The organism is Chryseobacterium polytrichastri, from assembly GCF_900142445.1.
GTDB lineage: Bacteria > Bacteroidota > Bacteroidia > Flavobacteriales > Weeksellaceae > Chryseobacterium > Chryseobacterium polytrichastri.
Genome location: NZ_FRAV01000004.1, coordinates 161243 through 181816 on the forward strand (window position 1 = coordinate 161243; position 20574 = coordinate 181816).

22 protein-coding genes are annotated in these 20574 nt (G+C 33.6%); 18 read left to right on the top strand and 4 right to left on the bottom strand.

The genetic code is table 11. From position 1 onward, the window contains the following. Window positions 1-274: 274 nt before the first annotated feature. Window positions 275-619 (bottom strand): zinc ribbon domain-containing protein YjdM, encoded by a 345-nt coding sequence (locus BUB80_RS03850; protein WP_073291088.1) that lies wholly within the window; start codon window positions 617-619, stop codon window positions 275-277. Between the two features lie 165 nt (window positions 620-784). Here BUB80_RS03850 and BUB80_RS03855 point away from each other — a divergent pair, with 165 nt between their 5' ends. The 18 genes from BUB80_RS03855 to BUB80_RS03940 all read left to right on the top strand — a co-directional run bounded on the left by BUB80_RS03855 (window position 785) and on the right by BUB80_RS03940 (window position 18973). Continuing rightward, complete coding sequence (locus tag BUB80_RS03855) at window positions 785-1990, top strand: RsmB/NOP family class I SAM-dependent RNA methyltransferase (protein ID WP_073291090.1); 1206 nt, start codon at window positions 785-787, stop codon at window positions 1988-1990. A 235-nt stretch (window positions 1991-2225) separates the two neighbouring features. Beyond that, window positions 2226-3890 carry a GLPGLI family protein gene (locus BUB80_RS03860; protein ID WP_073291091.1) on the top strand — a complete coding sequence of 555 codons (1665 nt, stop codon included), beginning with the start codon at window positions 2226-2228 and terminating at the stop codon, window positions 3888-3890. A gap of 320 nt (window positions 3891-4210) precedes the next feature. Further along, a complete protein-coding gene (gene asnB, locus BUB80_RS03865) occupies window positions 4211-5881 on the top strand; it encodes an asparagine synthase B (protein ID WP_073291093.1) in 1671 nt (556 codons plus the stop codon). A gap of 222 nt (window positions 5882-6103) precedes the next feature. Further along, window positions 6104-6916, top strand: a complete 813-nt coding sequence (locus BUB80_RS03870) for a hypothetical protein (protein ID WP_073291094.1) — start codon at window positions 6104-6106, stop codon at window positions 6914-6916. Window positions 6917-7052: 136 nt separating this feature from the next. Next, window positions 7053-8456, top strand: a complete 1404-nt coding sequence (locus tag BUB80_RS03875) for an MFS transporter (protein ID WP_073291096.1) — start codon at window positions 7053-7055, stop codon at window positions 8454-8456. A 319-nt stretch (window positions 8457-8775) separates the two neighbouring features. Beyond that, the gene (locus tag BUB80_RS03880; protein WP_073291098.1) at window positions 8776-9651 is read left to right on the top strand and encodes a pirin family protein; all 876 of its coding nucleotides are present in this window, start codon (window positions 8776-8778) and stop codon (window positions 9649-9651) included. A gap of 403 nt (window positions 9652-10054) precedes the next feature. Further along, entirely contained in the window at window positions 10055-10957 is a 903-nt protein-coding gene (locus BUB80_RS03885; protein ID WP_073291100.1) for a pirin family protein, read from the top strand. 22 nt (window positions 10958-10979) lie between these two features. Further along, entirely contained in the window at window positions 10980-11513 is a 534-nt protein-coding gene (locus BUB80_RS03890) for an NADPH-dependent FMN reductase (protein WP_073291102.1), read from the top strand. Next, window positions 11513-12091: a TMEM175 family protein gene (locus tag BUB80_RS03895; protein ID WP_073291104.1), complete on the top strand. Its 579-nt coding sequence runs from the start codon at window positions 11513-11515 to the stop codon at window positions 12089-12091. The genes BUB80_RS03890 and BUB80_RS03895 overlap by 1 nt, the downstream gene beginning before the upstream one ends. 1 nt (window position 12092) lies before the next feature. Continuing rightward, the gene (locus BUB80_RS03900; protein WP_066751522.1) at window positions 12093-12311 is read left to right on the top strand and encodes a (4Fe-4S)-binding protein; all 219 of its coding nucleotides are present in this window, start codon (window positions 12093-12095) and stop codon (window positions 12309-12311) included. After that, window positions 12311-12706 (top strand): OsmC family protein, encoded by a 396-nt coding sequence (locus BUB80_RS03905; RefSeq protein WP_073291106.1) that lies wholly within the window; start codon window positions 12311-12313, stop codon window positions 12704-12706. Before BUB80_RS03900 ends, BUB80_RS03905 begins: the two co-directional genes overlap by 1 nt. Window position 12707: 1 nt before the next feature. Next, window positions 12708-12995 carry a GNAT family N-acetyltransferase gene (locus BUB80_RS03910; RefSeq protein WP_228433678.1) on the top strand — a complete coding sequence of 96 codons (288 nt, stop codon included), beginning with the start codon at window positions 12708-12710 and terminating at the stop codon, window positions 12993-12995. A 181-nt stretch (window positions 12996-13176) separates the two neighbouring features. Further along, window positions 13177-13539 carry a hypothetical protein gene (locus tag BUB80_RS03915; protein ID WP_073291107.1) on the top strand — a complete coding sequence of 121 codons (363 nt, stop codon included), beginning with the start codon at window positions 13177-13179 and terminating at the stop codon, window positions 13537-13539. A 90-nt stretch (window positions 13540-13629) separates the two neighbouring features. Next, window positions 13630-15144, top strand: a complete 1515-nt coding sequence (locus BUB80_RS03920; RefSeq protein WP_073291109.1) for a sodium:solute symporter — start codon at window positions 13630-13632, stop codon at window positions 15142-15144. 274 nt (window positions 15145-15418) lie between these two features. Beyond that, the gene (locus BUB80_RS03925; RefSeq protein WP_073291111.1) at window positions 15419-15937 is read left to right on the top strand and encodes a hypothetical protein; all 519 of its coding nucleotides are present in this window, start codon (window positions 15419-15421) and stop codon (window positions 15935-15937) included. A 106-nt stretch (window positions 15938-16043) separates the two neighbouring features. Next, entirely contained in the window at window positions 16044-16898 is an 855-nt protein-coding gene (locus tag BUB80_RS03930) for a transketolase (protein WP_262484429.1), read from the top strand. Window positions 16899-16929: 31 nt separating this feature from the next. Next, window positions 16930-18015, top strand: coding sequence for a hypothetical protein (locus tag BUB80_RS03935; protein ID WP_073291115.1), 1086 nt, complete (start codon window positions 16930-16932; stop codon window positions 18013-18015). Between the two features lie 10 nt (window positions 18016-18025). Next, on the top strand, window positions 18026-18973 hold the full coding sequence (locus BUB80_RS03940) for a transketolase family protein (protein ID WP_073291161.1): 948 nt from the start codon (window positions 18026-18028) through the stop codon (window positions 18971-18973). A 75-nt stretch (window positions 18974-19048) separates the two neighbouring features. Here the strand turns inward: BUB80_RS03940 and BUB80_RS03945 are convergent, their stop codons facing one another. The 3 genes from BUB80_RS03945 to BUB80_RS03955 form a co-directional block, all read right to left on the bottom strand. Then, window positions 19049-19588, bottom strand: a complete 540-nt coding sequence (locus BUB80_RS03945) for a hypothetical protein (RefSeq protein ID WP_139262515.1) — start codon at window positions 19586-19588, stop codon at window positions 19049-19051. A 23-nt stretch (window positions 19589-19611) separates the two neighbouring features. Next, window positions 19612-19995, bottom strand: coding sequence for a hypothetical protein (locus tag BUB80_RS03950; protein ID WP_073291118.1), 384 nt, complete (start codon window positions 19993-19995; stop codon window positions 19612-19614). Between the two features lie 69 nt (window positions 19996-20064). Beyond that, window positions 20065-20535 carry an Lrp/AsnC family transcriptional regulator gene (locus BUB80_RS03955; RefSeq protein WP_034710477.1) on the bottom strand — a complete coding sequence of 157 codons (471 nt, stop codon included), beginning with the start codon at window positions 20533-20535 and terminating at the stop codon, window positions 20065-20067. Between the last annotated feature and the right edge of the window lie 39 nt (window positions 20536-20574).

Here is a 20574-nt window from a genome sequence, read left to right on the forward strand (position 1 = left end):
AAAAAAAACATAATCACCACATTTACTAACAGTTATTATTAATTTGTGGATAAAAAAGATTATAATATATCAATCTTTTTCTTAGATTTGTAGTACCACAGCATAAGGAAATTTTTGGTTAATTCTCTTTCATCCATTAGACGAACATTAGCAAACTCCGCAATCAAGTCTTCGAAAGATAACACTGTCCAATTCTTTCCTTTTTTTGTGTCTTAATTCATAAAAAAATGCGCCTAAAGACGCATTCTTATTATATCTATGTAAGGTTATAAACTTACGCTTTCTTTACAAATTCAGATTTTAAAGCCATTGAGCCAAAACCATCAATTTTACAATCAATATTATGATCACTGTCTGGTCTTAGACGGATATTTTTTACTTTAGTCCCAGCTTTCACCGGTTTTGGAGCTCCTTTTACTGGAAGGTCTTTCACCACTACTACAGAATCTCCATCTTGTAATTCATTTCCGTTAGCATCAAGGATTTTACCTTCGTTTGCCGCTTCAGAAGCTGCTTCCTCAGGATTCCATTCGTAAAAACATTGGGAACAAACCGTCATATTATCGCTTGGATAAGTAAATTCGGAACCACATTTCGGACAAAGTACAGTATCACTCATATTTTTTATTTTTTGCAAAGGTATGATTTTAAAATAAGTCGATAAATTTTGAATAAAGGAGCTATAGCCCCCTATTTAAGGTAAATTTAGAAACTCAAAAAAGGAAACTCGTATCTCTCAACTATAATTCGTATTTTTGCAGATTCAAAACAGGAGAAGCAATTTATGGAACTTATTCACAGAAACTTAGCGATCGGAATTCACGATGCTTTACAAGAAACATTTTTCGAGAAAAATAAATACGCCGATAAAGTAATCGAAAGACTTTTAAAAGCTCACAGAAAATGGGGAAGCCAGGACAGAGCTGTTGTTTCTGAGATTTTCTATAATATCATCCGTTGGAAAAAACGTTTGGAATATTATATGGGAGAAGGTGTAAAACCAGATAATATTTACAAACTTATCATCGCATATTTACTTTGGAGCAAAACAAATTATAAAAGATTTGAAGAATTTGAAGGAATAAAAATCGCTGATATCACCACTAAGCTTAAAAAAGGAACTGTTCCTACCAAGGCAATAGAATATTCTATTCCTGAATGGTTGGTTGAAACGTTGGAAAGAGAATTAGGTCCGATCTGGGAAAAAGAAATGAAAGCTCTGAACGAGCGCGCTCCTACCGTTTTAAGAGCGAATGCATTAAAAACTACACCAAGAGAACTTATTTCTGACCTAGAATCTGATAATATTGTTTCTTATACTGTGAAAAATTATCCAGATGCAGTACAATTGGAAGAGAAAAAGAATGTTTTTCTTACAACTGCTTTTAAGGATGGATTATTTGAAGTTCAGGATGCTACTTCACAAAAAATCGGATATTTCCTTGATGTAAAAGAGGGTCAAAGAGTTGTGGATGCTTGCGCAGGTGCAGGTGGAAAAACACTTCACTTAGCTGCTTTGATGGGGAATAAAGGACAAATTATTGCCTTAGATATTTATGAATGGAAGTTGGCTGAGCTAAAACGTCGTGCAAAAAGAGCTGGAGCTCACAACATTGAAACCCGTATGATTGCTGACAATAAAGTAATCAAACGTCTTCATGAGAAAGCTGACAGATTGTTGATTGATGCGCCATGTTCAGGTCTGGGAGTTTTGAAAAGAAACCCTGACAGTAAGTGGAAAATCGACCAAGATTTTATCGATAGAATTAAAAAAGAGCAACAGCAAATTCTTCAGGATTATTCTAAAATCCTTAAAAAAGGAGGAAAAATGGTATATGCAACATGTTCTATCCTACCTTCTGAAAACAATTTGCAGGTTGAAGAATTCTTGAAAAACAATCCGGATTTCAAAATGGTTAAAGAAGAAAAAGTAATGCCTAGCGAAGGGTATGATGGATTCTACATGGCTTTGATCGAAAGACTTGCTTAATACATTAGCTTAACATTACATTATCAAAATACATGAACTACTCTATTTTTTAGAGTAGTTTTTTGTTATCTGATATTGAAAAATAGAAATTGTCTGAAAAATTAATATTCTTTACTAAGGTGTAACTTTCACAATACTATTTCATACCAATTGTTCAAAAACTATTTCTAAAAATCACAAAGTTGATAGTATGTCAACTAAATTTTATCTTTGTGAAAAATCAACTTTATTAATTATGTTCAAAAAAATCTTAAGCTTTTTTACTTTCTATCTATTTTGTTTGACGTTTGCTCAGACTTACGAAATTCAATACATCAGTTCGTACAATGGAAAAGTATTGACAGATCAAACTCCCACTCTAGTTTGGGCCAATGAGAAGGAAAGCTTTATCTTAAATAACAAAATAAGGGAACAGAAAAGTGATTATCCATTTGAAATCACGAAAGTTGAAAAACCATCGAACACTATTATATCTTATGGATTTTTAAAATCAAACGAAATCATTTCAACTTCCGATGCAGAATCCATAGGAAAACAAACTTTTGAATTCACCAATGAAACAAAAAAAATACTGGGATACAATTGCAAAAAAGCTATAACAAAAATCAATTCCAATACCATTGAGGTTTGGTATACAAACGATTTAAAAATAAAAGGCGGCCCCTCTACGTTAGGACAAAACTTAGGTTTAGTACTAGAGGTTGAGCGTAACAAAAATTCATTGATCACAGCCAGCTCAATAAAAAAAGTGAAGAAAACTGAAATTGAAGCCTTATTAAAAGGTTCAATAAATTCTACTGATCTATTAGGATATAAAGATCTACTTTGGAAAAGTAGATTTACTACCTTAAAAGTATTTGAGAATGAGACTATCAATTTTTCAGGTGAATCAAAATCAGATGAACAAATAAAAAGATTTGCCAACGGAACTATTATCCTTAAAAAAATAAAATTTCCAAAAATTTCAGAAGGTGAACTTATTTTCGCTGAATTAAAGCAACAATCTAACGGCGACGCCTACGACAGAACCGGAACTGTTTTCTTTATTCCGCAAGATAAATCACAATCTTTTTTTGACGGATTAGAAAAGGGAGCAAAGACACTTCCGCTTTATGACAACGGAAACGGAAAACAATATTACGGGATAGCTTCAACCGAAAATTATAATCCAGCAATTGAAATGATGAGATTTTTCACTGCTTTCGGGACTCAAAAATTTAATCATATTGAATTAAAAGGAAAAACCTGGCAAACTATCACACCTTACCGTCAGGACATTACTGAACTGAAACCTTCTTTATCGGAAAAAGAACTGTGGATTGGTACATTTATCGGCAACTATGACAAAGGCGGCCACAAAGTGAGTTTAGAAATTACAATTCATAAAAGTGATCAAAACGTGAATAAAAACAATACGGTGATTCCTTTATTTAATACATTGAATATTATGGAAATGGCCGGACAGGATTATTCTACCATGTTTAATACCGACAAAGGACTTTTTGTAGAATTTACCTTACAAAAAGATTTGAAAAATGCTCAGCTAAGATATACAACAACTGGCCATGGTGGTTGGGAAAACGGAGATGAATTCATTCCTAAACCTAATTCAATTTTCTTAGATAATAAAATGGCATTTACTTTTACACCTTGGAGAACAGACTGTGGTTCTTATCGTTTATACAATCCAGCTTCGGGAAATTTTCCGGATGGACTTTCATCATCAGACTTAAGCAGATCAAATTGGTGTCCCGGAACAATTACCAATCCTAATTTTATTTCGCTTGGAGATTTAAAAGCTGGAAAACATACCATGCAGATTAAGATCCCTCAAGGGCCAACGGAAGGAACAAGTTTCAGTTCATGGAATGTTTCGGGTACTTTAATAGGGGTCCAATAAAAACAAAACCTTCTTACAATGGGATTGTAAGAAGGTAAAAACACAAATGATGAAAAAAAATTATTTCGAACCACAAAGTAAGGTCAAAAATTCGTAGAATAAATTAACATATATTAATAAATATGTTATTTTTATTTCGTATACAAAATATCATTTATAATTCAAAGTGAAAAATATAAACAAAAACCATACTTACAACTTGAATAAGTTTAAATTTTTCTTTAAAATAATAAATTAAGTTAAAAATATTCATATTTAAATATTTTTTGTTGTTATTTTTAAATTACAATTCTATTTTTGCTTTAAATAAATGATAAAAAATGTGTGGAATCGTATGTTTGTTTGATGCAAAACAAAAAACTGAGGTATTAAGACCTCAGGTATTAGAAATGTCAAAAAAAATCCGTCATAGAGGTCCGGATTGGAGTGGCGTATTTCAAAATGAAAAAATAATTTTCTCTCACGAAAGACTTGCCATTGTAGATCCTACTTCAGGAAAGCAACCTTTATTTACAAAAGACGGAAACGTTGTGTTAGCAGTAAACGGAGAGATCTATAACCATAGAGAATTAAAAAAGGAGTTTCCTGATTATGAATTTCAGACTGAATCTGATTGTGAAGTCATTCTAGCGCTTTACAGAAAATACGGAGAGAGTTTTATAGAAAAACTAAACGGAATTTTTGCTTTTTCACTTTACGACATTGAAAATGATGTGTATCTGATTGCCCGCGACCATATGGGAATTTGTCCGCTATATCAAGGATGGGATAAAAACGGCAACTATTATGTAGCTTCAGAATTAAAAGCATTGGAAGGTATTTGTAAAACCATTGAAACTTTTTTACCGGGACATTTTGTTTTCAGTAAACAAGGAAGCGAGCTTCAACAATGGTACAAGAGAGACTGGGAAAGCTTTGACAATGTTAAAGATAATGAAACGGATATTTCAAAAATAAGAAAAGGACTTGAAGACGCTGTTCACAGACAATTGATGAGTGATGTTCCTTATGGAGTACTTTTATCAGGAGGTTTAGATTCATCTGTAATTTCTGCTATTACGGCAAAATTTGCCCGACAAAGAATTGAAAGCGGCGATACACAGGAAGCTTGGTATCCAAGATTACACAGTTTCGCGGTAGGTTTGGTAGGTTCGCCAGATTTGATTGCAGCAAAAAAAGCAGCAGAACATATTGGGTCTATTCACCATGAGGTTAATTTTACCGTTCAAGAGGGCCTAGATGCTATTCGTGATGTAATCTATCATTTGGAAACTTATGATGTAACGACAATTCGCGCGTCTACCCCAATGTATCTTTTAGCAAGAGTCATCAAATCTATGGGGATAAAAATGGTACTTTCCGGTGAAGGTTCTGATGAATTATTCGGTGGATATTTATATTTCCATAAAGCACCGAACGCAAAAGAATTCCATGATGAAACAGTTAGAAAATTAGGAAAACTTCACCTTTACGATTGCTTGAGAGCCAACAAAGCATTAATGAGCTGGGGAATTGAAGGCCGTGTTCCTTTCTTAGATAAAGAATTTATGGATATTGCCATGGCCGTTAATCCGAAAGATAAAATGATTAACGTTTCCGAAGGAAAGATTGAAAAATGGGTATTAAGAAAAGCTTTCGAAGATTTACTTCCTGAATCTATTGCATGGAGACAGAAAGAACAGTTTTCAGACGGAGTAGGTTATTCATGGATCGACACCTTAAAAGAAGTGGCCGAAAAAGAAGTGTCTGACGAAATGATGACGAATGCAAAATTCAGATTCCCATTAAACACTCCTCAAAACAAAGAAGAATACCGTTACAGAACAATTTTTGAAGAGCATTTCCCAAGTGAAACAGCTGCTGCCACCGTTCCGTCTGTACCATCTGTTGCATGTTCTACTCCAATTGCGTTGGAATGGGATGAGGCTTTCAAAAAAATGAATGATCCAAGTGGAAGATCTATTAAGGTTCATGAAACTTCTTATGAATAAAAGGGTTTAGAGTTTAGGGAAAATAAAGTTTAAAACTGTAAGCTAAAAAACTTATTCCTAAGCCCTAAATCCTATTACCTAACAATAAAATTTATCAATCCTGTAGCAATACAGGATTTTCTTTTGAATAACCAATAATAAATTGATATAAATTAACTGACAATCAAAAATATTATCTAATAAATAATTATATTTGGAAAACGAAAAATCAATTTTATAAAAATGAGAAGAACCCTTACTATCTTTTTTGCTTTATTATCTATAACTTTTACCTTCGGACAAGGTAAATTTGGTAAATATCTTAACTCAAAAAAACTTGCTTTAACGTACAAAACCGTAAAGGATAATGAAAAGGATGACTATTATCAACAATTTTACTGGTTGGCAAAAGCTGAACAATTAAAAACATACCCTCACCTTAAAGATGTAAAACCTAAGGTTCTGTATGAGTTTGTGAAAAAAGTAAACCCTCAGAATCCAACTAAAAAACTAGATGAAAGAGGTAAAGAATTAAGAGCAACAGCTGAATTATCTTTAAATCAATATTTTAAAAATAAAAATTTCGAGAATAACAATGTCTTAATGTTAAACCTGGAGACTTATTGTGATCCTTCTCAAGGGGAATACTTCACCAAAGTAGATCCTGAAAAAATTAAAGAATTGGTACCAAAAGAATTATTTGCATTCAACTCTTTAAACAAGAAAACTCAGGAAGAGAAGACTTATTATCTTTGGATCAACAAGAAAAAAGATGATTTCAACATTGTAGACATCATTCCTGTAGAAAAAGAAAACAAAGCTTTCTATGCAAGATTGAAACAATATCTACCTAGTTACAAATTCTCTAAATATGTACCTTCAGTTAAAAAAGGAACTAAAACAGACAAAACAGATGTAGATTATTACTATATCATGCCTTTTGAACAGAATACTGATAATATTGAATACAAAACAACGGATTTCAAAACTTATGAGCTTAGCCAATACCGAAAAGCTGGTGAAGAATGGAAAGGAGTAGAAAAGCCTAGAAAATAAATTAAAAAGTCTTGTGAAATATCGCAAGACTTTTTTAATTTTATATGGATTTCTTTATCTAAAGAAAAGGCTGCAGATATTGCAGTATTCTTTTTAACCCCAAATCCACTAGAAAATTAAAATTCTAGCCCCACAAATGTCTGAAATAAGTTCGTCACAAACACAAGTAAAAAAAGTCTTACCACTGATTCTTGCCACTGCGATTTTCATGCAGATGTTGGATTCTACAATCTTAAATACCTCTTTGCCTTCCATAGCAAAAGACTTGGAGGAGTCTCCTCTCAACATGCAGAACGCTATTATTAGTTATGTTCTCACATTAGCGGTCTTCATGCCGGCAAGTGGTTTTTTAGCAGATCGTTTTGGAACAAAAAAGGTTTTTATTGTTTCACTGATACTTTTCAGTCTGGGTTCATTTTTTTGCGCTATTTCACAAAACCTTACGCAACTGGTAATCTCAAGAGTATTACAAGGCGTTGGAGGAAGCTTGATGACACCTGTAGGTAAATTAGCTTTAATTAAAACTTTCGACAAAAACGAATTATTAAAAGCGATGAACTTCGCCATTATTCCTGCATTAATCGGCCCTGTTTTAGGTCCTTTGGTTGGAGGCTATATGGTAGATTATCTTTCATGGCACTGGATTTTTTTAATTAATATTCCCTTTGGAATCATAGGAATTGTTTTAGGCGTAAAATATATGCCTAATTATAAATCTGAGGATGTAGATTTCGACTTAAAAGGCTTCATGATCTTTGCAGCAGCCTCTCTTCTACTTTCAATTTCATTAGAGCTTTTTGGGGATCTTCAAAATACAACCCCCGTTTTAGTGGTATTTATTTTAGGCTTTCTTTTCTTATATTATTACTACAAACATGCAAAAAAAAGCGGGAATCCAATTTTCCCACTAGACCTTTTCCAGGTAAGAACATTTCGGGTAGGCGTTGTAGGAAATCTGGCAACACGATTAGGAATCAGTGCTATTCCATTATTACTCCCTTTAATGATTCAGATTGCGTACAAACAATCAGCCGTAACTTCTGGGTGGATCATCGCTCCAATGGCAGTAACCGCCATGTTTGGAAAATCATATGTTATTAAAATTCTAGATACCTTTGGCTATCGAAAAACACTGATGGTCAACACCTTCATCATTGGAACTTTGATTTGCCTATTAGCCATTCCAAACATTCACACTTCATTATACTGGTTTGTCCCGATTATTGCGGTGTTGGGATTCTTTAATTCAATACAATTCACCTCAATGAATACCATTTCTATTGCAGATCTTCGAAACTTCCAGACAAGCAGCGGAAACTCTCTAGTATCCGTTAATCAACAACTTGCCATTGGATTTGGGATCGCATTTGGTTTAATTGTTTTAAAATTATATGAAAATACAGATCTCATTGAAGGAGAAATTCATAATGCATTCCGATATACATTTCTTACCGTGGGAATTTTAACCATCATATCAGGATTTGTTTTCAGAAGACTGCATATTTCTGATGGAAAAAACATGAAATCGAAGGAGGAATAAAATTTTAGATTGCATCAATTATAGTTTATATTTTTTGGAACCGTTTCACAACGTAGAACTAGCTTTACTCTTTTTTATTATTTGAAGCTATTTCGGGTAAGCACAAAGTTTGTCATCCCGCAGAAATCTAGACTCGAATCTTTCCACACAATAAACCTAACAGGTTTTGAAAACCTGTTAGGTTTGGCGAAGCACTAAAAAAATATTTTTCAACCTCTCATTTTTACTTTTTTCACCACAACAAATGCACTACTTATCACAGGTCAATGCATTTGATTTTTAACTTTAATAATTTTGCCTATATAAAATCAACAATATTATGGCAACTAAAAAAGTAGAAATAGTAATATCTCCAAAACCTGCACATTTCGTGGGTGACGGTTTTAGGGTGCATAATTTTATTCCGGGTGTACAAGGATTGGATATGAAAAGAATGGATCCTTTCATTTTACTCGACTATAACTCAAAATTTCATTTTAATGGAACGGAAACTCCTAGAGGAGTTGGCGTACATCCTCACAGAGGTTTTGAAACCGTAACGATAGCCTATCAAGGTAGAGTTGAACATCACGACAGCGCAGGAGGAGGAGGAATTATTGGTGAAGGCGATGTACAATGGATGACTGCTGCAAAAGGAGTTCTTCACAAAGAATATCATGAAACTGAATGGGCAAAAACCGGTGGTATTTTCCAAATGGTTCAGCTTTGGGTAAATCTTCCTTCAGTATATAAAATGAGCTGCCCAAAATACCAGGCGATCAAAAATTCCGATATGGAAAAAGTAGACCTTGGGGATAACGGATTTATTGAAATCATTGCCGGAGAATACAACGGTCATAAAGGTCCTGCCTTTACGTACAGTCCGGTTCATATGATGAATGCAAAATTAAAGTCAGGAGGAAAAGCAGATTTCAATTTCCCCGCTAACTTCAATACCGCAGCGCTGGTTGTGGAAGGAAGTATTATCATAAACGGTGAACAAAAAGCACCATCAGATCATTTGGTCTTATTCCAAAACGAAGGAGAAACTTTTACGATAGAAGCATCTGAAGATTCAATTCTATTAATCATCAGCGGAATGCCTTTAGACGAACCTATTTATCCACACGGACCTTTTGTAATGAATTCAAAAGAAGAAATTATGCAGGCTTTTGAGGATTATAACTTGGGAAGATTTGGGTATTTGGCAGATTAATTTTTAATTATTTCGTAACTTTACTATTGAGTCGTTGGGCAAACGCGAAGACGCAATGTTAATTGAAAACTCATTATTTTAAGACACAAAGATTTTATCTTCGATAAAATTGATTAGGTATAAAAGTACCATCTATTTATCATTTCGTAAGAATCTTAATCTCGCAAATAAAGCAGCATCGAGATTCCTCCGGAATGGAAAGTTTGATGGAAAGTAAAGAAATGAAAAATCTATAATTTTCTTGCGCCTTAAAACAAAATAATAAAAAATTCTTTGCGCCTTTGCGTTTATCCAACAATTAAAACATAAAAATTCAATCAACTTTAATTTTCATTAAAGTATCATAAGCGTTGAAAATATTAATTACATTAGCGTAAACAAAATTGAAAAAAATACTTTAGCCATGTCAAACATTGGACTTATAATTGAAGAAAAATCAGCAGATATAGGAAATTTTTTAGTGGGAAGACTCTTGCCTTTCCGTGAAAAAAGAGCAGTTGGACCCTTTGTTTTTATTGACCATATGGGACCTTCTGAATTAAAAGATTATCAAAATCTTGATGTTCCACCTCATCCTCATATCGGACTTTCAACATTAACTTATCTCTTAGAAGGATCAATTTTCCACAGAGACAGTATCGGAAGCGCTCTTGAAATAAAACCAGGCGCTGTAAATTGGATGACTGCCGGAAAAGGCGTTGTACATTCAGAAAGAACCCCTGAATATTTAAGACATACCGATAAAAAGCTTCACGGATTTCAGATCTGGGTAGGCCTTCCAAAGCATTTAGAGCAAAGTGAACCTACGTTTCATCATATTGAAGCAGATCAACTTCCTCTTTGGGAAGAAGGTGATATTCAATATAAACTTATTGCAGGAGAAGCTTTTGGAAAAACATCTCCGGTTCCTGTTCACAGTAAACTGTTTTTTATTGAAATTAAAACGAAAACTGCTCAAAAAATAAGCATCGGAAAAGATCTTTATGGTGAAGCAGCCATGTATGTTTTGGATGGAACGGTAACTACAGACGGAAATTCTTACGGCTCGAAGCAATTAATGATCGCAAAAAATACCAATCTTTGCGAATTTGAAATGAGCGAAAACGGAACCGTTTATCTTTTCGGAGGTGAGCCTTTTGATGAAGAGCGCTTTATATTCTGGAATTTCGTAAATTCAAACAAGGAAGTCATTGATGAAGCAAAAGTAAATTGGAACGACCAAAACCATGATGCTTTTCCTTTAGTTCCTGGTGACGAAGACGAATACGTTCCACTTCCTAAAGCTATTTTAAATAGAAAACCTTAGGAAAAACAATAAAAAATATACGATGAAAATATTAGCATTTGCAGGAAGCACCTCTTCCACTTCAATTAATAGAGAATTGGTAAAATTTGTTTTGAAAGATTTTCAGGATGAAGAAATTAATTTAATTGACCTTAATGATTTCACGATGCCTACCTTCTCTATCGATCTCGAAAAGAAAGGTTTTCCGGATGAAGCGCACAATTTTTTAAAACAAATAGAAGAATGTGATGTAATCATTTGTTCTCTTGCAGAGCATAACAGATCTTATAGTGCTGCTTTTAAAAATGTTTTCGACTGGGCTTCAAGGATTAACGTTAAAGTTTTTCAAAACAAGCCGATGCTCTTGATGAGCACTTCTCCCGGAGGATATGGTGGCGGCAATGTAATGAACACTGCCAAGACCTTCTTTCCTCAATTTGCAGCAGATGTAAAAGACACTTTTTCTCTGTCTAAATTTTACGAAAACTTTGATATGGAAAGCGGGGTCATCAATCCTGATATGCTAAAAGAATTAAAAGGTAAAATAGAAAATTTTAAAATTCAGGTTAAAAACTAATGACAAAAGGAAGATTAGAGGCTTTCAGTGACGGTGTTCTAGCCGTTATTATTACAATTATGGTGCTTGAATTAAAAGTACCGGAAGGAAATAATTGGGAAAGTTTGAAACCTCTTATTCCAAAGTTTTTGGCTTATATTTTCAGTTTTCTGTATATCGGAATTTATTGGAACAACCATCATCATTTGTTTCAGGCTGTAAAAAAAGTGAACGGAAGTATTCTTTGGGCCAATCTTCATTTGTTGTTCTGGCTTTCATTAATGCCCGTCGCAACAGAGTGGATCGGAGAAACTCATTTTGCCAAAAATCCCGTAACAGTTTATGGCATAGGATTGATAATGTCCGGGATTGCGTATACCATTCTGGAAAATTTAATTATAAAAAATGAAGGCGAAAACTCGAAGATAAAAGAAGCCATATCTTCTAAATTTAAAGAGTATATGTCGATTATTTTTTATATTTCAGGGATCGTGACTTCGTTTTTTTATCCTTATATTGCAATAGGTTTTTATTACGCCTCTGCTTTATTATGGCTCATTCCCGACAAAAGAATTGAAAAATCATTAAAAGAAGATTAGTATGGAAACACACGAATACATCAATGGAGAAATCACTGTTATCTGGCAACCTCAAAAATGTATCCATTCAACAGTTTGCGTGAAAACTCTTCCAAAAGTTTATAATCCAAAAGAAAGACCCTGGATAAAAGTTGAAAATGCAACTCCTCAGGAACTTAAAAATCAAATAGACCTGTGCCCATCCGGAGCATTAAGTTATAAATTCAAGACACAACAATAATGGGAGTAACCGTAAAAGCAGTTTTAGGAAAAGAAAAATATTACACTGAAGTAACGGCTGGTGAAAATCAACTGATTACAGATGAACCTGTAGATAAAGGTGGACAGAATAAAGGTTTCAATCCTTTTGAAATTCTGGCAACATCACTGGCAAGTTGTACTGCAGCCACTTTAAAAATGTACATCGACAGAAAAGAATGGGCGGTTGAAGAAATACATGTAGAAGTAGAACTAGAAAATTATCCATTAACTAAAAGGGCGGTCTTCACGAGAAACATCAGTTTTGAAGGAACTATTGATGAAGAACAGCTAAAAAGGCTACATACCATTGCAGATGCTTGCCCCGTACATAAATTATTAACAAACGATATAGAAATTCAAACCAAATATTCATAATATGATAGAAGTAAAGCAAAACAACGACGAAAAACACGGAAGTTTTGAGGCTTTCATAGACGGAATCTCAGCAGGAAAAATGACCTACACTTGGGCAGGTGAAGAAAGATTCATCATAGATCATACCGAGGTAGGTGAAGAACACAACGGAAAAGGTGTGGGTAAAGAAATGCTTTTAGCAGCGGTAGACTTTGCCAGAAAAAACGGAAAGAAGATTATTCCACTTTGTCCGTTTGCAAAAGCAAGTTTCCAAAAAAGTGAAGAACTTCAGGATGTTTTAGTTAATTAAGTTCAACTAAATACAGAAAATACATCAACCTTTCAGAACTCAACTCTGAAAGGTTTTTTTTATCAATATAATGAATGTAATCTGCAATAAAATCGCTAAATTACTCTTTCAAAATTAGTTATGGTTTTGTATTTGTAGCACTACACATCTATTCACTATATAAAAACTTAAACAAATAGTAATGAAAAAAACAAGCAGCATTTTTAAAAAGAATCCCGACAAACACGATTACCCTGCAGCAAAAGATTATTTAGAACTCATCTATGACGAACAAAAAACTGCCGGAATTATTAAAAAATTAACAGAAGCCACAACCATTTATAAAAAATGTAAGGATGTCTTTCGGGCAAGCGAGCTTCCTTTATTGCCGCGCGAAAACAAATACGTTCAGGAAGATCTACAGAAAATAAAAAAAGAAATAAAGCTCTCCCCTATTTTACTCGTTCGTGGCAATAACAAACTCATCATTGCAGACGGGTATCACAGAATGTGCGCAAGCTATCATCTTAACGAAGATCTGGAACTTCCCTGCAGATTAGTTTGACCTTTCGCACTCTGTAATTTCAAAAACGAAATTGCTTTTAAAAAATTTCTTTAAAAAAACTATATTTGTGAAATTTAAAAATTTACAAATATGTCGCCGTATCTATTACTGGTTATCATTATCGCCTATTTCGCACTGCTACTTTGGGTAGCTTATAAAACTGGAAAAGGAAGTGATAATGAAAGTTTCTTCATTGGAAACCGTAAAAGTAATTGGATGCTCGTTGCATTTGGGATGATTGGGACATCGCTTTCTGGCGTTACCTTCGTGAGCGTTCCCGGTGCTGTTGGGAAAGACAGTTTTTCTTATTTACAAATCACTTTAGGATATCTTATCGGATATATTGTGGTTGCATACGTCTTACTTCCTTTATACTATCGGTTAAAATTAACCTCAATTTATGGCTATCTTCAACAAAGGATGGGGCAACTTTCTTATAAATCGGGAGCATGGATTTTCATTGTATCAAGATTGGTTGGAGCCACCGCGAGATTATATCTGGTTGTTAATATTCTTCAGATTACTATTTTAGATAGTTTAGGAGTTCCTTTTATTGTAACGACCTTAATTATATTGATCATGATTATCCTTTATACTTATGAAGGAGGGGTAAAAACCATTGTCTGGACTGATACTTTACAGACTTCTTGTATGCTTTTAGGACTGATCATTTGTACGGTTTATATGTTGAATCACTTAGACCTAAGTGTAGGACAGAGTTTGACCGCAATGAGCGATAAAGGTTATACTAAGGTATTTGAATTCGATATCAATTCACCAGGATTTTTCCTCAAACAGATTCTTGCCGGAGCATTCATAACCATTACCATGACAGGAATTGATCAGGAAATGATGCAGAAAAGTCTTTCTGTTACGAAGCTGAAAGATTCCCAGAAGAATATGGTAACCCTTGGCTTTATCTTATTAGGCGTAATTTCCCTATTCCTTTATATGGGTGGACTTTTATACCTTTTCGGGCAAAGCGAAGGTGGTCAAATCACAGAAATCATTAAAGACGGAATTCCTAAAAAAGAATTTTTATTAAACGGAAAAGACATTTTCGGAGATAAAATTTTCCCTGAGGTAGCTTTAAATCATATGCCGGGCTTTATTTCAATTATATTTATAATCGCCTTAATTTCAGCTTTATTCCCGAGTGCTGATGGTGCTATGACTGCGCTTACCTCATCATTATGCATCGATATTGTTGGAATGAAAGACAAGCCTTGGGATACTAAAAAGAAAGAAAAATTCAGAAAAAACGTTCACTTGCTCGTTGCTGCTTCTTTCTTAGTGATGGTTGTTATATTTAAAATTATTAATGATAATTCCATGATTGGCCTAATTCTTAAATTGGCCGGATTCACTTACGGTCCACTATTAGGACTCTTTGCATTTGGAATTTTCACAAAATATAAAGTTGAAGATAAGTTGGTTCCTTACGTTTGTATTGCAGCTCCTATTATCTCTTATTTTATCGATAAATATCAGGCTACTCTTTTTGGAGATTTCAAAATCGGATTAGAGCTATTAATCATTAATGGATTACTGACGTTCTTTGGACTTTGGTTGATTAGAAAGAAACCTGATCTTTTAAAGCGATAAGCTTTAAATTTATTATTAAGCATGTTTAAGGTAACTTAAAAACTAACCACAAAAGGTACAAAAGCTATTATTGAATCATTTAAAGTTTAGCTTTTTTGAAAACAAAGCTTGCAAAAGAATAATATTTCGACTCCGCTCAATATGCAAAGATTTTTTTACTTGTGTGTTCTTGTTTGCATTTTATGATGAACTTCAATAACTCAAGTGTTAATCTTTTGCCTCTTTTGTGGTTAAAATAAAAATTTAAATATTCATTATCAAAAAACTATTTACCATGAAAAAAATTATTCAACTATACTTATTTGTATTGGCTTGTAGCTTTATCTCGGCTCAGGATTTTGAAGTTTCCACTTTAAGAATGGGACCTTATAAAATTTCTATGGAACAAGCAGAGGTTGAAAAAACGTCAGGAACAAAAATGAAGGTCATTGATGGAACCGCTAAAAATGCAATCAAATATGGTGGAGAAATCTTATCAATAGATTTTTATTCAACCTATATGATAGACACCAAAAAAGATATTGTCAGCGTTTTAGGAATCTCAACAACAAGCAAAAAATTTAAAACAAAAAGTGGAATCGGAGTTGGAAGTACAAGAGATGATTTAATTAATGCTTTCAGAAATCATTCCAGTTTCAGCGTTAGCCCCAGTTGGGACGAAGATGGTAAAAGAAGCCCTCAGGATACCGGATATTTTGTTCTGAATGATGAAACTGCAGGAACCAATTTATCTTTTAAATTTGTAAATAATGTGGTGACAGAGATTTCAGTATCCTTTAGTGCAGGCGGTTAAATCCATCTGTTTGTATAAAAAAATTAAAATCCGGGCCAAAAACCCGGATTTTTGCATTTCCGTAAGCCATTAAAAAATTGTAAATTTGTGTGCAAATAAATCAGAAATAATGAGTAAAAGTATCGAAGAGTTGAAATCTCTTACTACACAAATCAGAAGAGACATTTTAAGAATGGTTCATGCTGTAAATTCAGGTCACCCAGGCGGAAGTTTAGGTTGTACAGAATTTTTCACAGCGCTTTACGGTAAGGTAATGAACTATAACCTTCCTTTCACAATGGAAGGAAAAAATGAAGATCATTTTTATCTTTCAAACGGGCACATTTCACCGGTATTCTATTCTACTTTGGCAAGATTCGGATTTTTCCCTGTTGAAGAACTGAGTACTTTCAGAAAATTAGATTCAAGATTACAAGGACACCCAACTACTCATGAAGGTCTTCCTGGAATTCGTATCGCTTCCGGATCTCTTGGTCAGGGACTTTCTGTAGCTTTAGGAGTAGCTCAAGGTAAAAAACTAGACGGCGATAGCTCTTTGGTATATACTTTACATGGAGATGGAGAATTGCAGGAAGGTCAAAACTGGGAAGCTTTGATGTATGCTTCTGCTAAAAAAGTGGATAACATTATTTCTACCATTGATTATAACGGACAACAAATTGACGGAAGTACAGAACACGTACTTTCATTAGGAAATCTTCATGCAAAATTGGAGGCTTTCGGATGGATTGTTTTGGAAGAGAAAAACGGGAATGACCTTGAAGCAGTAACTGCAATCCTTGAGAAAGCAAAAACTGAGACAGGAAAAGGAAAACCAGTTGTTATTCTTCTTCATACAGAGATGGGTGCTGGTGTAGATTTCATGATGGGATCTCATGCTTGGCATGGAAAAGCTCCTAATGATGAGCAATTGGCTACAGCAATGAAAGAATTATACTTAGAAGCTCCGGCAGACTATTAATATCTTACTGATCACTTTTTATCAAGTTTTCATGAAAAAGTTCGTCTCAATCTGTTTTTTTTCAAGCTTTATTTTGGGGTTTGCTCAGCAAAAGAAAATTTCTTTTGTAAAGGAATTCGATTATCAGCAAGTTGAAAAAAAATCAGTTTCAGAAGGAATAAAAATTTATGCAAGTAAGAGCAATGAATTTCTATCTAAAATCATTGTAAATTCTAGCCCTGCATATTTTTTCACAGATATACTGGGAACAAGCTCTGTAAATTTAGACGCAAGAAATTATCTTGCCTCATCTGATTCTGATCTATCTGATTTTGATAAAAACGGATATACTTTTTCAGCTAAAAAACTTACTACAAAAGAGAATATCTTAGGAATTCCGTGTACTCATTATCTTATTAATTATATGGCTGATGATAAAACACCAACTCAAAACCTGAAAGTTTGTATTGATGAAAAATCAACATATAATAATATTAATATTCTTAACGGGTTATTAGCACGATACCTTGGAATTGCAGAAATTAAAAATGCTAATCTAAAAGGTTTTATCCTAAAAGCCGGTCTGGAAAATAAGTATGATACAGAATATTTTGTATTGTCATCCATACAAGATACAAAAGACGTCGTTTTTTTCGATCATAAAAAAGCTATTGCAGATCTACAAAAAAAGCAGGATTCTATCAAACGTACTCAAAAAGAAGTCTATATAGAAAAACAACTGCCCAATGATTCTGTAAAAGCACCTATGTACGGATATTACAATAACTATTATGTTCCCGAATATATATCTGAGTATAAAAAATCAGTAATTAATAAGGAAAACTTAGCGATAAACAATATTTCTAGTGAGCTTATGTGGAAAGGACTTCCTAACCACTGTAGAAACATTGATAAGAATTTGCCTGAATTTAAAAACAGTGAATTGAAAGGTCACTTAAAAAACTATGTAGGGCAAGTATGCGATATGTATCTTAAAAGATCACCAAATAGTAGTGTAAACGTTAAAGAAACGTTGGACCAGATACGATACGAAGTTTTGTACTTCAATGAAATTCAGGGAAAACTTGATCAGGCTGATCAAAAGAAATTAAACAATTATTTACAAAATCTTGATTAAAAAAATAAAAATGAAATATACATATACAGAAAAAAAAGATACCCGTTCAGGATTTGGAGCTGGATTAGCTGAACTTGCTGACACAAACCCTAATGTAGTAGCACTTTGTGCAGACCTTATCGGTTCTTTGAAAATGGAAAAATTCATTGAAAAAGCACCAGAAAGATTCTTTCAGATAGGTATTGCTGAAGCGAACATGATAGGTATTGCTGCAGGTCTTAGTATTACAGGAAAAATTCCTTTCACAGGAACTTTCGCTAACTTCTCTACTTCAAGAGTGTATGACCAGATCCGTCAGTCAGTAGCTTATTCTGATAAAAATGTAAAAATATGTGCTTCTCACGCAGGTCTTACTTTGGGTGAAGATGGCGCTACTCACCAGGTATTGGAAGATATCGGGATGATGAAAATGCTTCCGGGAATGACTGTAATCAATACTTGTGATTATAATCAAACTAAAGCAGCAACTTTAGCAATCGCTGATTTTGAAGGACCGGTTTACCTAAGATTCGGAAGACCTGTAGTTCCTGTTTTCATTCCGGAAGATATGCCTTTCGAAATCGGGAAAGGAATTCTTTTACAAGAAGGTACCGATGTAACGATTGTTGCAACAGGTCACTTGGTTTGGGAATCTCTTGTAGCTGCAGATGAGCTTGAAAAAGAAGGTATCTCTTGTGAGGTAATCAATATCCACACCATTAAACCTTTGGACGAAGAGATCATCTTAAAATCTGTTGAAAAAACAGGAAAAATTGTTACGGCTGAAGAACATAACTACATTGGTGGTTTAGGTGAATCTATTGCTGGAATGTTAGCTAGAAAAAGACCTACAAGACAGGAATTCGTAGCGGTAAATGATTCTTTCGGAGAATCTGCAACTCCTGCTGAATTAATGAAAAAATATAAAATAGATTCTACAGCTGTGAAAGAAGCTGTGAAGAGAATTTTAGAGAAATAAGATCATCTTTTTTGATATAGAAAAATGCCTCAATATTTTGAGGCATTTTTTATTTAAGACTTATATCAGTTATAACTATTGATACCGTTCGTTAATTTCGTCTGTATTTATAGTCTCCATGGAATGTAAATCGGTTTTAAAATACGTATCGTGAATAGAAAAATAAGCGTCGACTTCCACTTTAGTTTGTTCTGTTGCTTTTTTCCAACATTCTAAAAACCAGCTTTCAAACAATTCGTATTTCTCCGTATTATATTCGTCCAGAATATCATCAAAATCATCATCTTCATAGGTGTCTTCAAAATCCGCAGCAGCTTCCCAAATCTGTTTTGGAATTAACGCACTCCACTCTTCATCTATTCTATCGATCTTCTTTGAAGGCAACCTAATTAGTTCAGTAATCCTTTCCCCCGCTTGATCAACCGACCAAAATATGATGTCTAAATAATCATATTGATATTCAAAATACAATGCTTTACAATTATTCTTCGATTTATTATTGAGATAATTTATGTTCTTATCATTAATTAGATCTGTTAAATCAACAATAAGCTGTGGACTTATTTGTTCCAGATATTTTTTTAACTCAATATTTAAATGTTGAAGATTCTCCACAAGCACGTTATTTTTTTAGAAATCTAGATTAATTTAAAAAATTTCCATTTTGGGATAATTGCCAGCATTCCAAATCCTGTAAAAAGGAATAAATTGGTAACATCTGTATATAAGAATGTTGATAAATAATAGTTGTGCATAAAGAAGTGCAGAACCAATAATACAGGGAATATATAGATGCCTATCTTTTTATAAAAGAACATTAACACTAAACTGATTATCATTAATGCATCAATTGAGAAAATAACGTAAAAATACCACCTTGGGATATTAAGAAACTCATGCTGTAGGTATTCATCTACATCAATTCCCAATCCCATTATCGTAAACAACATTAAAGAAGCAAATGCTGCAATAAAGCCCCATCCTTTCTTCGGATCCTCGTCAAAGTAACTGTATTCTTCCATAGGTACAAAAATAAAGAACTTATGAGAGATTTCATAAGTTCTTTTATAGTAATTCGTTTTAAAATTTGATTAAATAGAAATAGCGTTGATCAATCTATTTTTATCACTTAAGAATTCCTCCATAGAGATCATACTTTCAGTTCTCATAACATCTTGGATGTCATCAATCTGATAAATGATTCTTTTAGCATCTTCCGTATTCTTAGCTCTTACTTTACAGAAAATGTTGTATTTTCCTGAAATAACGCTAGCTTCGATTACGTTAGGAATACTTGTTAATTCTTTCAATACCTCTTGTGTGCGGTTTGATTTCGTTAAAAGAATTCCGATAAAAGCTGTAAAATGATAGTCTAACTTACCATAATCGATATTAAGGGATGATCCCAAAATAATACCTGCATCCTCCATTTTTTTCACTCTTACGTGAATTGTACCCGCAGAAACGTCCATCTGCTTAGCAATTTCTGTAAAGGGCATTCTTGTGTTTTCTACTAAGAAGTCAAGAATCTTCTTGTCTATTTCGTCCAGTTGATAGTTCATATTAGTTAAATTACAATTTCCTTAAAAATTCTATGTATT

Bases quoted from the DNA above. Each gene is read 5' to 3' on its own strand.
- BUB80_RS03905 (WP_073291106.1), top strand. From the start codon at position 12,311: ATGGGAGTAACCGTAAAAGCAGTTTTAGGAAAAGAAAAATATTACACT.
- BUB80_RS03890 (WP_073291102.1), top strand. From the start codon at position 10,980: ATGAAAATATTAGCATTTGCAGGAAGCACCTCTTCCACTTCAATTAAT.
- BUB80_RS03950 (WP_073291118.1), bottom strand. From the start codon at position 19,995: ATGGAAGAATACAGTTACTTTGACGAGGATCCGAAGAAAGGATGGGGC.
- BUB80_RS03935 (WP_073291115.1), top strand. From the start codon at position 16,930: ATGAAAAAGTTCGTCTCAATCTGTTTTTTTTCAAGCTTTATTTTGGGG.
- BUB80_RS03880 (WP_073291098.1), top strand. From the start codon at position 8,776: ATGGCAACTAAAAAAGTAGAAATAGTAATATCTCCAAAACCTGCACAT.
- BUB80_RS03895 (WP_073291104.1), top strand. From the start codon at position 11,513: ATGACAAAAGGAAGATTAGAGGCTTTCAGTGACGGTGTTCTAGCCGTT.
- BUB80_RS03870 (WP_073291094.1), top strand. From the start codon at position 6,104: ATGAGAAGAACCCTTACTATCTTTTTTGCTTTATTATCTATAACTTTT.
- BUB80_RS03940 (WP_073291161.1), top strand. From the start codon at position 18,026: ATGAAATATACATATACAGAAAAAAAAGATACCCGTTCAGGATTTGGA.
- asnB (WP_073291093.1), top strand. From the start codon at position 4,211: ATGTGTGGAATCGTATGTTTGTTTGATGCAAAACAAAAAACTGAGGTA.
- BUB80_RS03860 (WP_073291091.1), top strand. From the start codon at position 2,226: ATGTTCAAAAAAATCTTAAGCTTTTTTACTTTCTATCTATTTTGTTTG.
- BUB80_RS03850 (WP_073291088.1), bottom strand. From the start codon at position 619: ATGAGTGATACTGTACTTTGTCCGAAATGTGGTTCCGAATTTACTTAT.
- BUB80_RS03910 (WP_228433678.1), top strand. From the start codon at position 12,708: ATGATAGAAGTAAAGCAAAACAACGACGAAAAACACGGAAGTTTTGAG.
- BUB80_RS03925 (WP_073291111.1), top strand. From the start codon at position 15,419: ATGAAAAAAATTATTCAACTATACTTATTTGTATTGGCTTGTAGCTTT.
- BUB80_RS03900 (WP_066751522.1), top strand. From the start codon at position 12,093: ATGGAAACACACGAATACATCAATGGAGAAATCACTGTTATCTGGCAA.
- BUB80_RS03955 (WP_034710477.1), bottom strand. From the start codon at position 20,535: ATGAACTATCAACTGGACGAAATAGACAAGAAGATTCTTGACTTCTTA.
- BUB80_RS03875 (WP_073291096.1), top strand. From the start codon at position 7,053: ATGTCTGAAATAAGTTCGTCACAAACACAAGTAAAAAAAGTCTTACCA.
- BUB80_RS03920 (WP_073291109.1), top strand. From the start codon at position 13,630: ATGTCGCCGTATCTATTACTGGTTATCATTATCGCCTATTTCGCACTG.
- BUB80_RS03885 (WP_073291100.1), top strand. From the start codon at position 10,055: ATGTCAAACATTGGACTTATAATTGAAGAAAAATCAGCAGATATAGGA.
- BUB80_RS03855 (WP_073291090.1), top strand. From the start codon at position 785: ATGGAACTTATTCACAGAAACTTAGCGATCGGAATTCACGATGCTTTA.
- BUB80_RS03915 (WP_073291107.1), top strand. From the start codon at position 13,177: ATGAAAAAAACAAGCAGCATTTTTAAAAAGAATCCCGACAAACACGAT.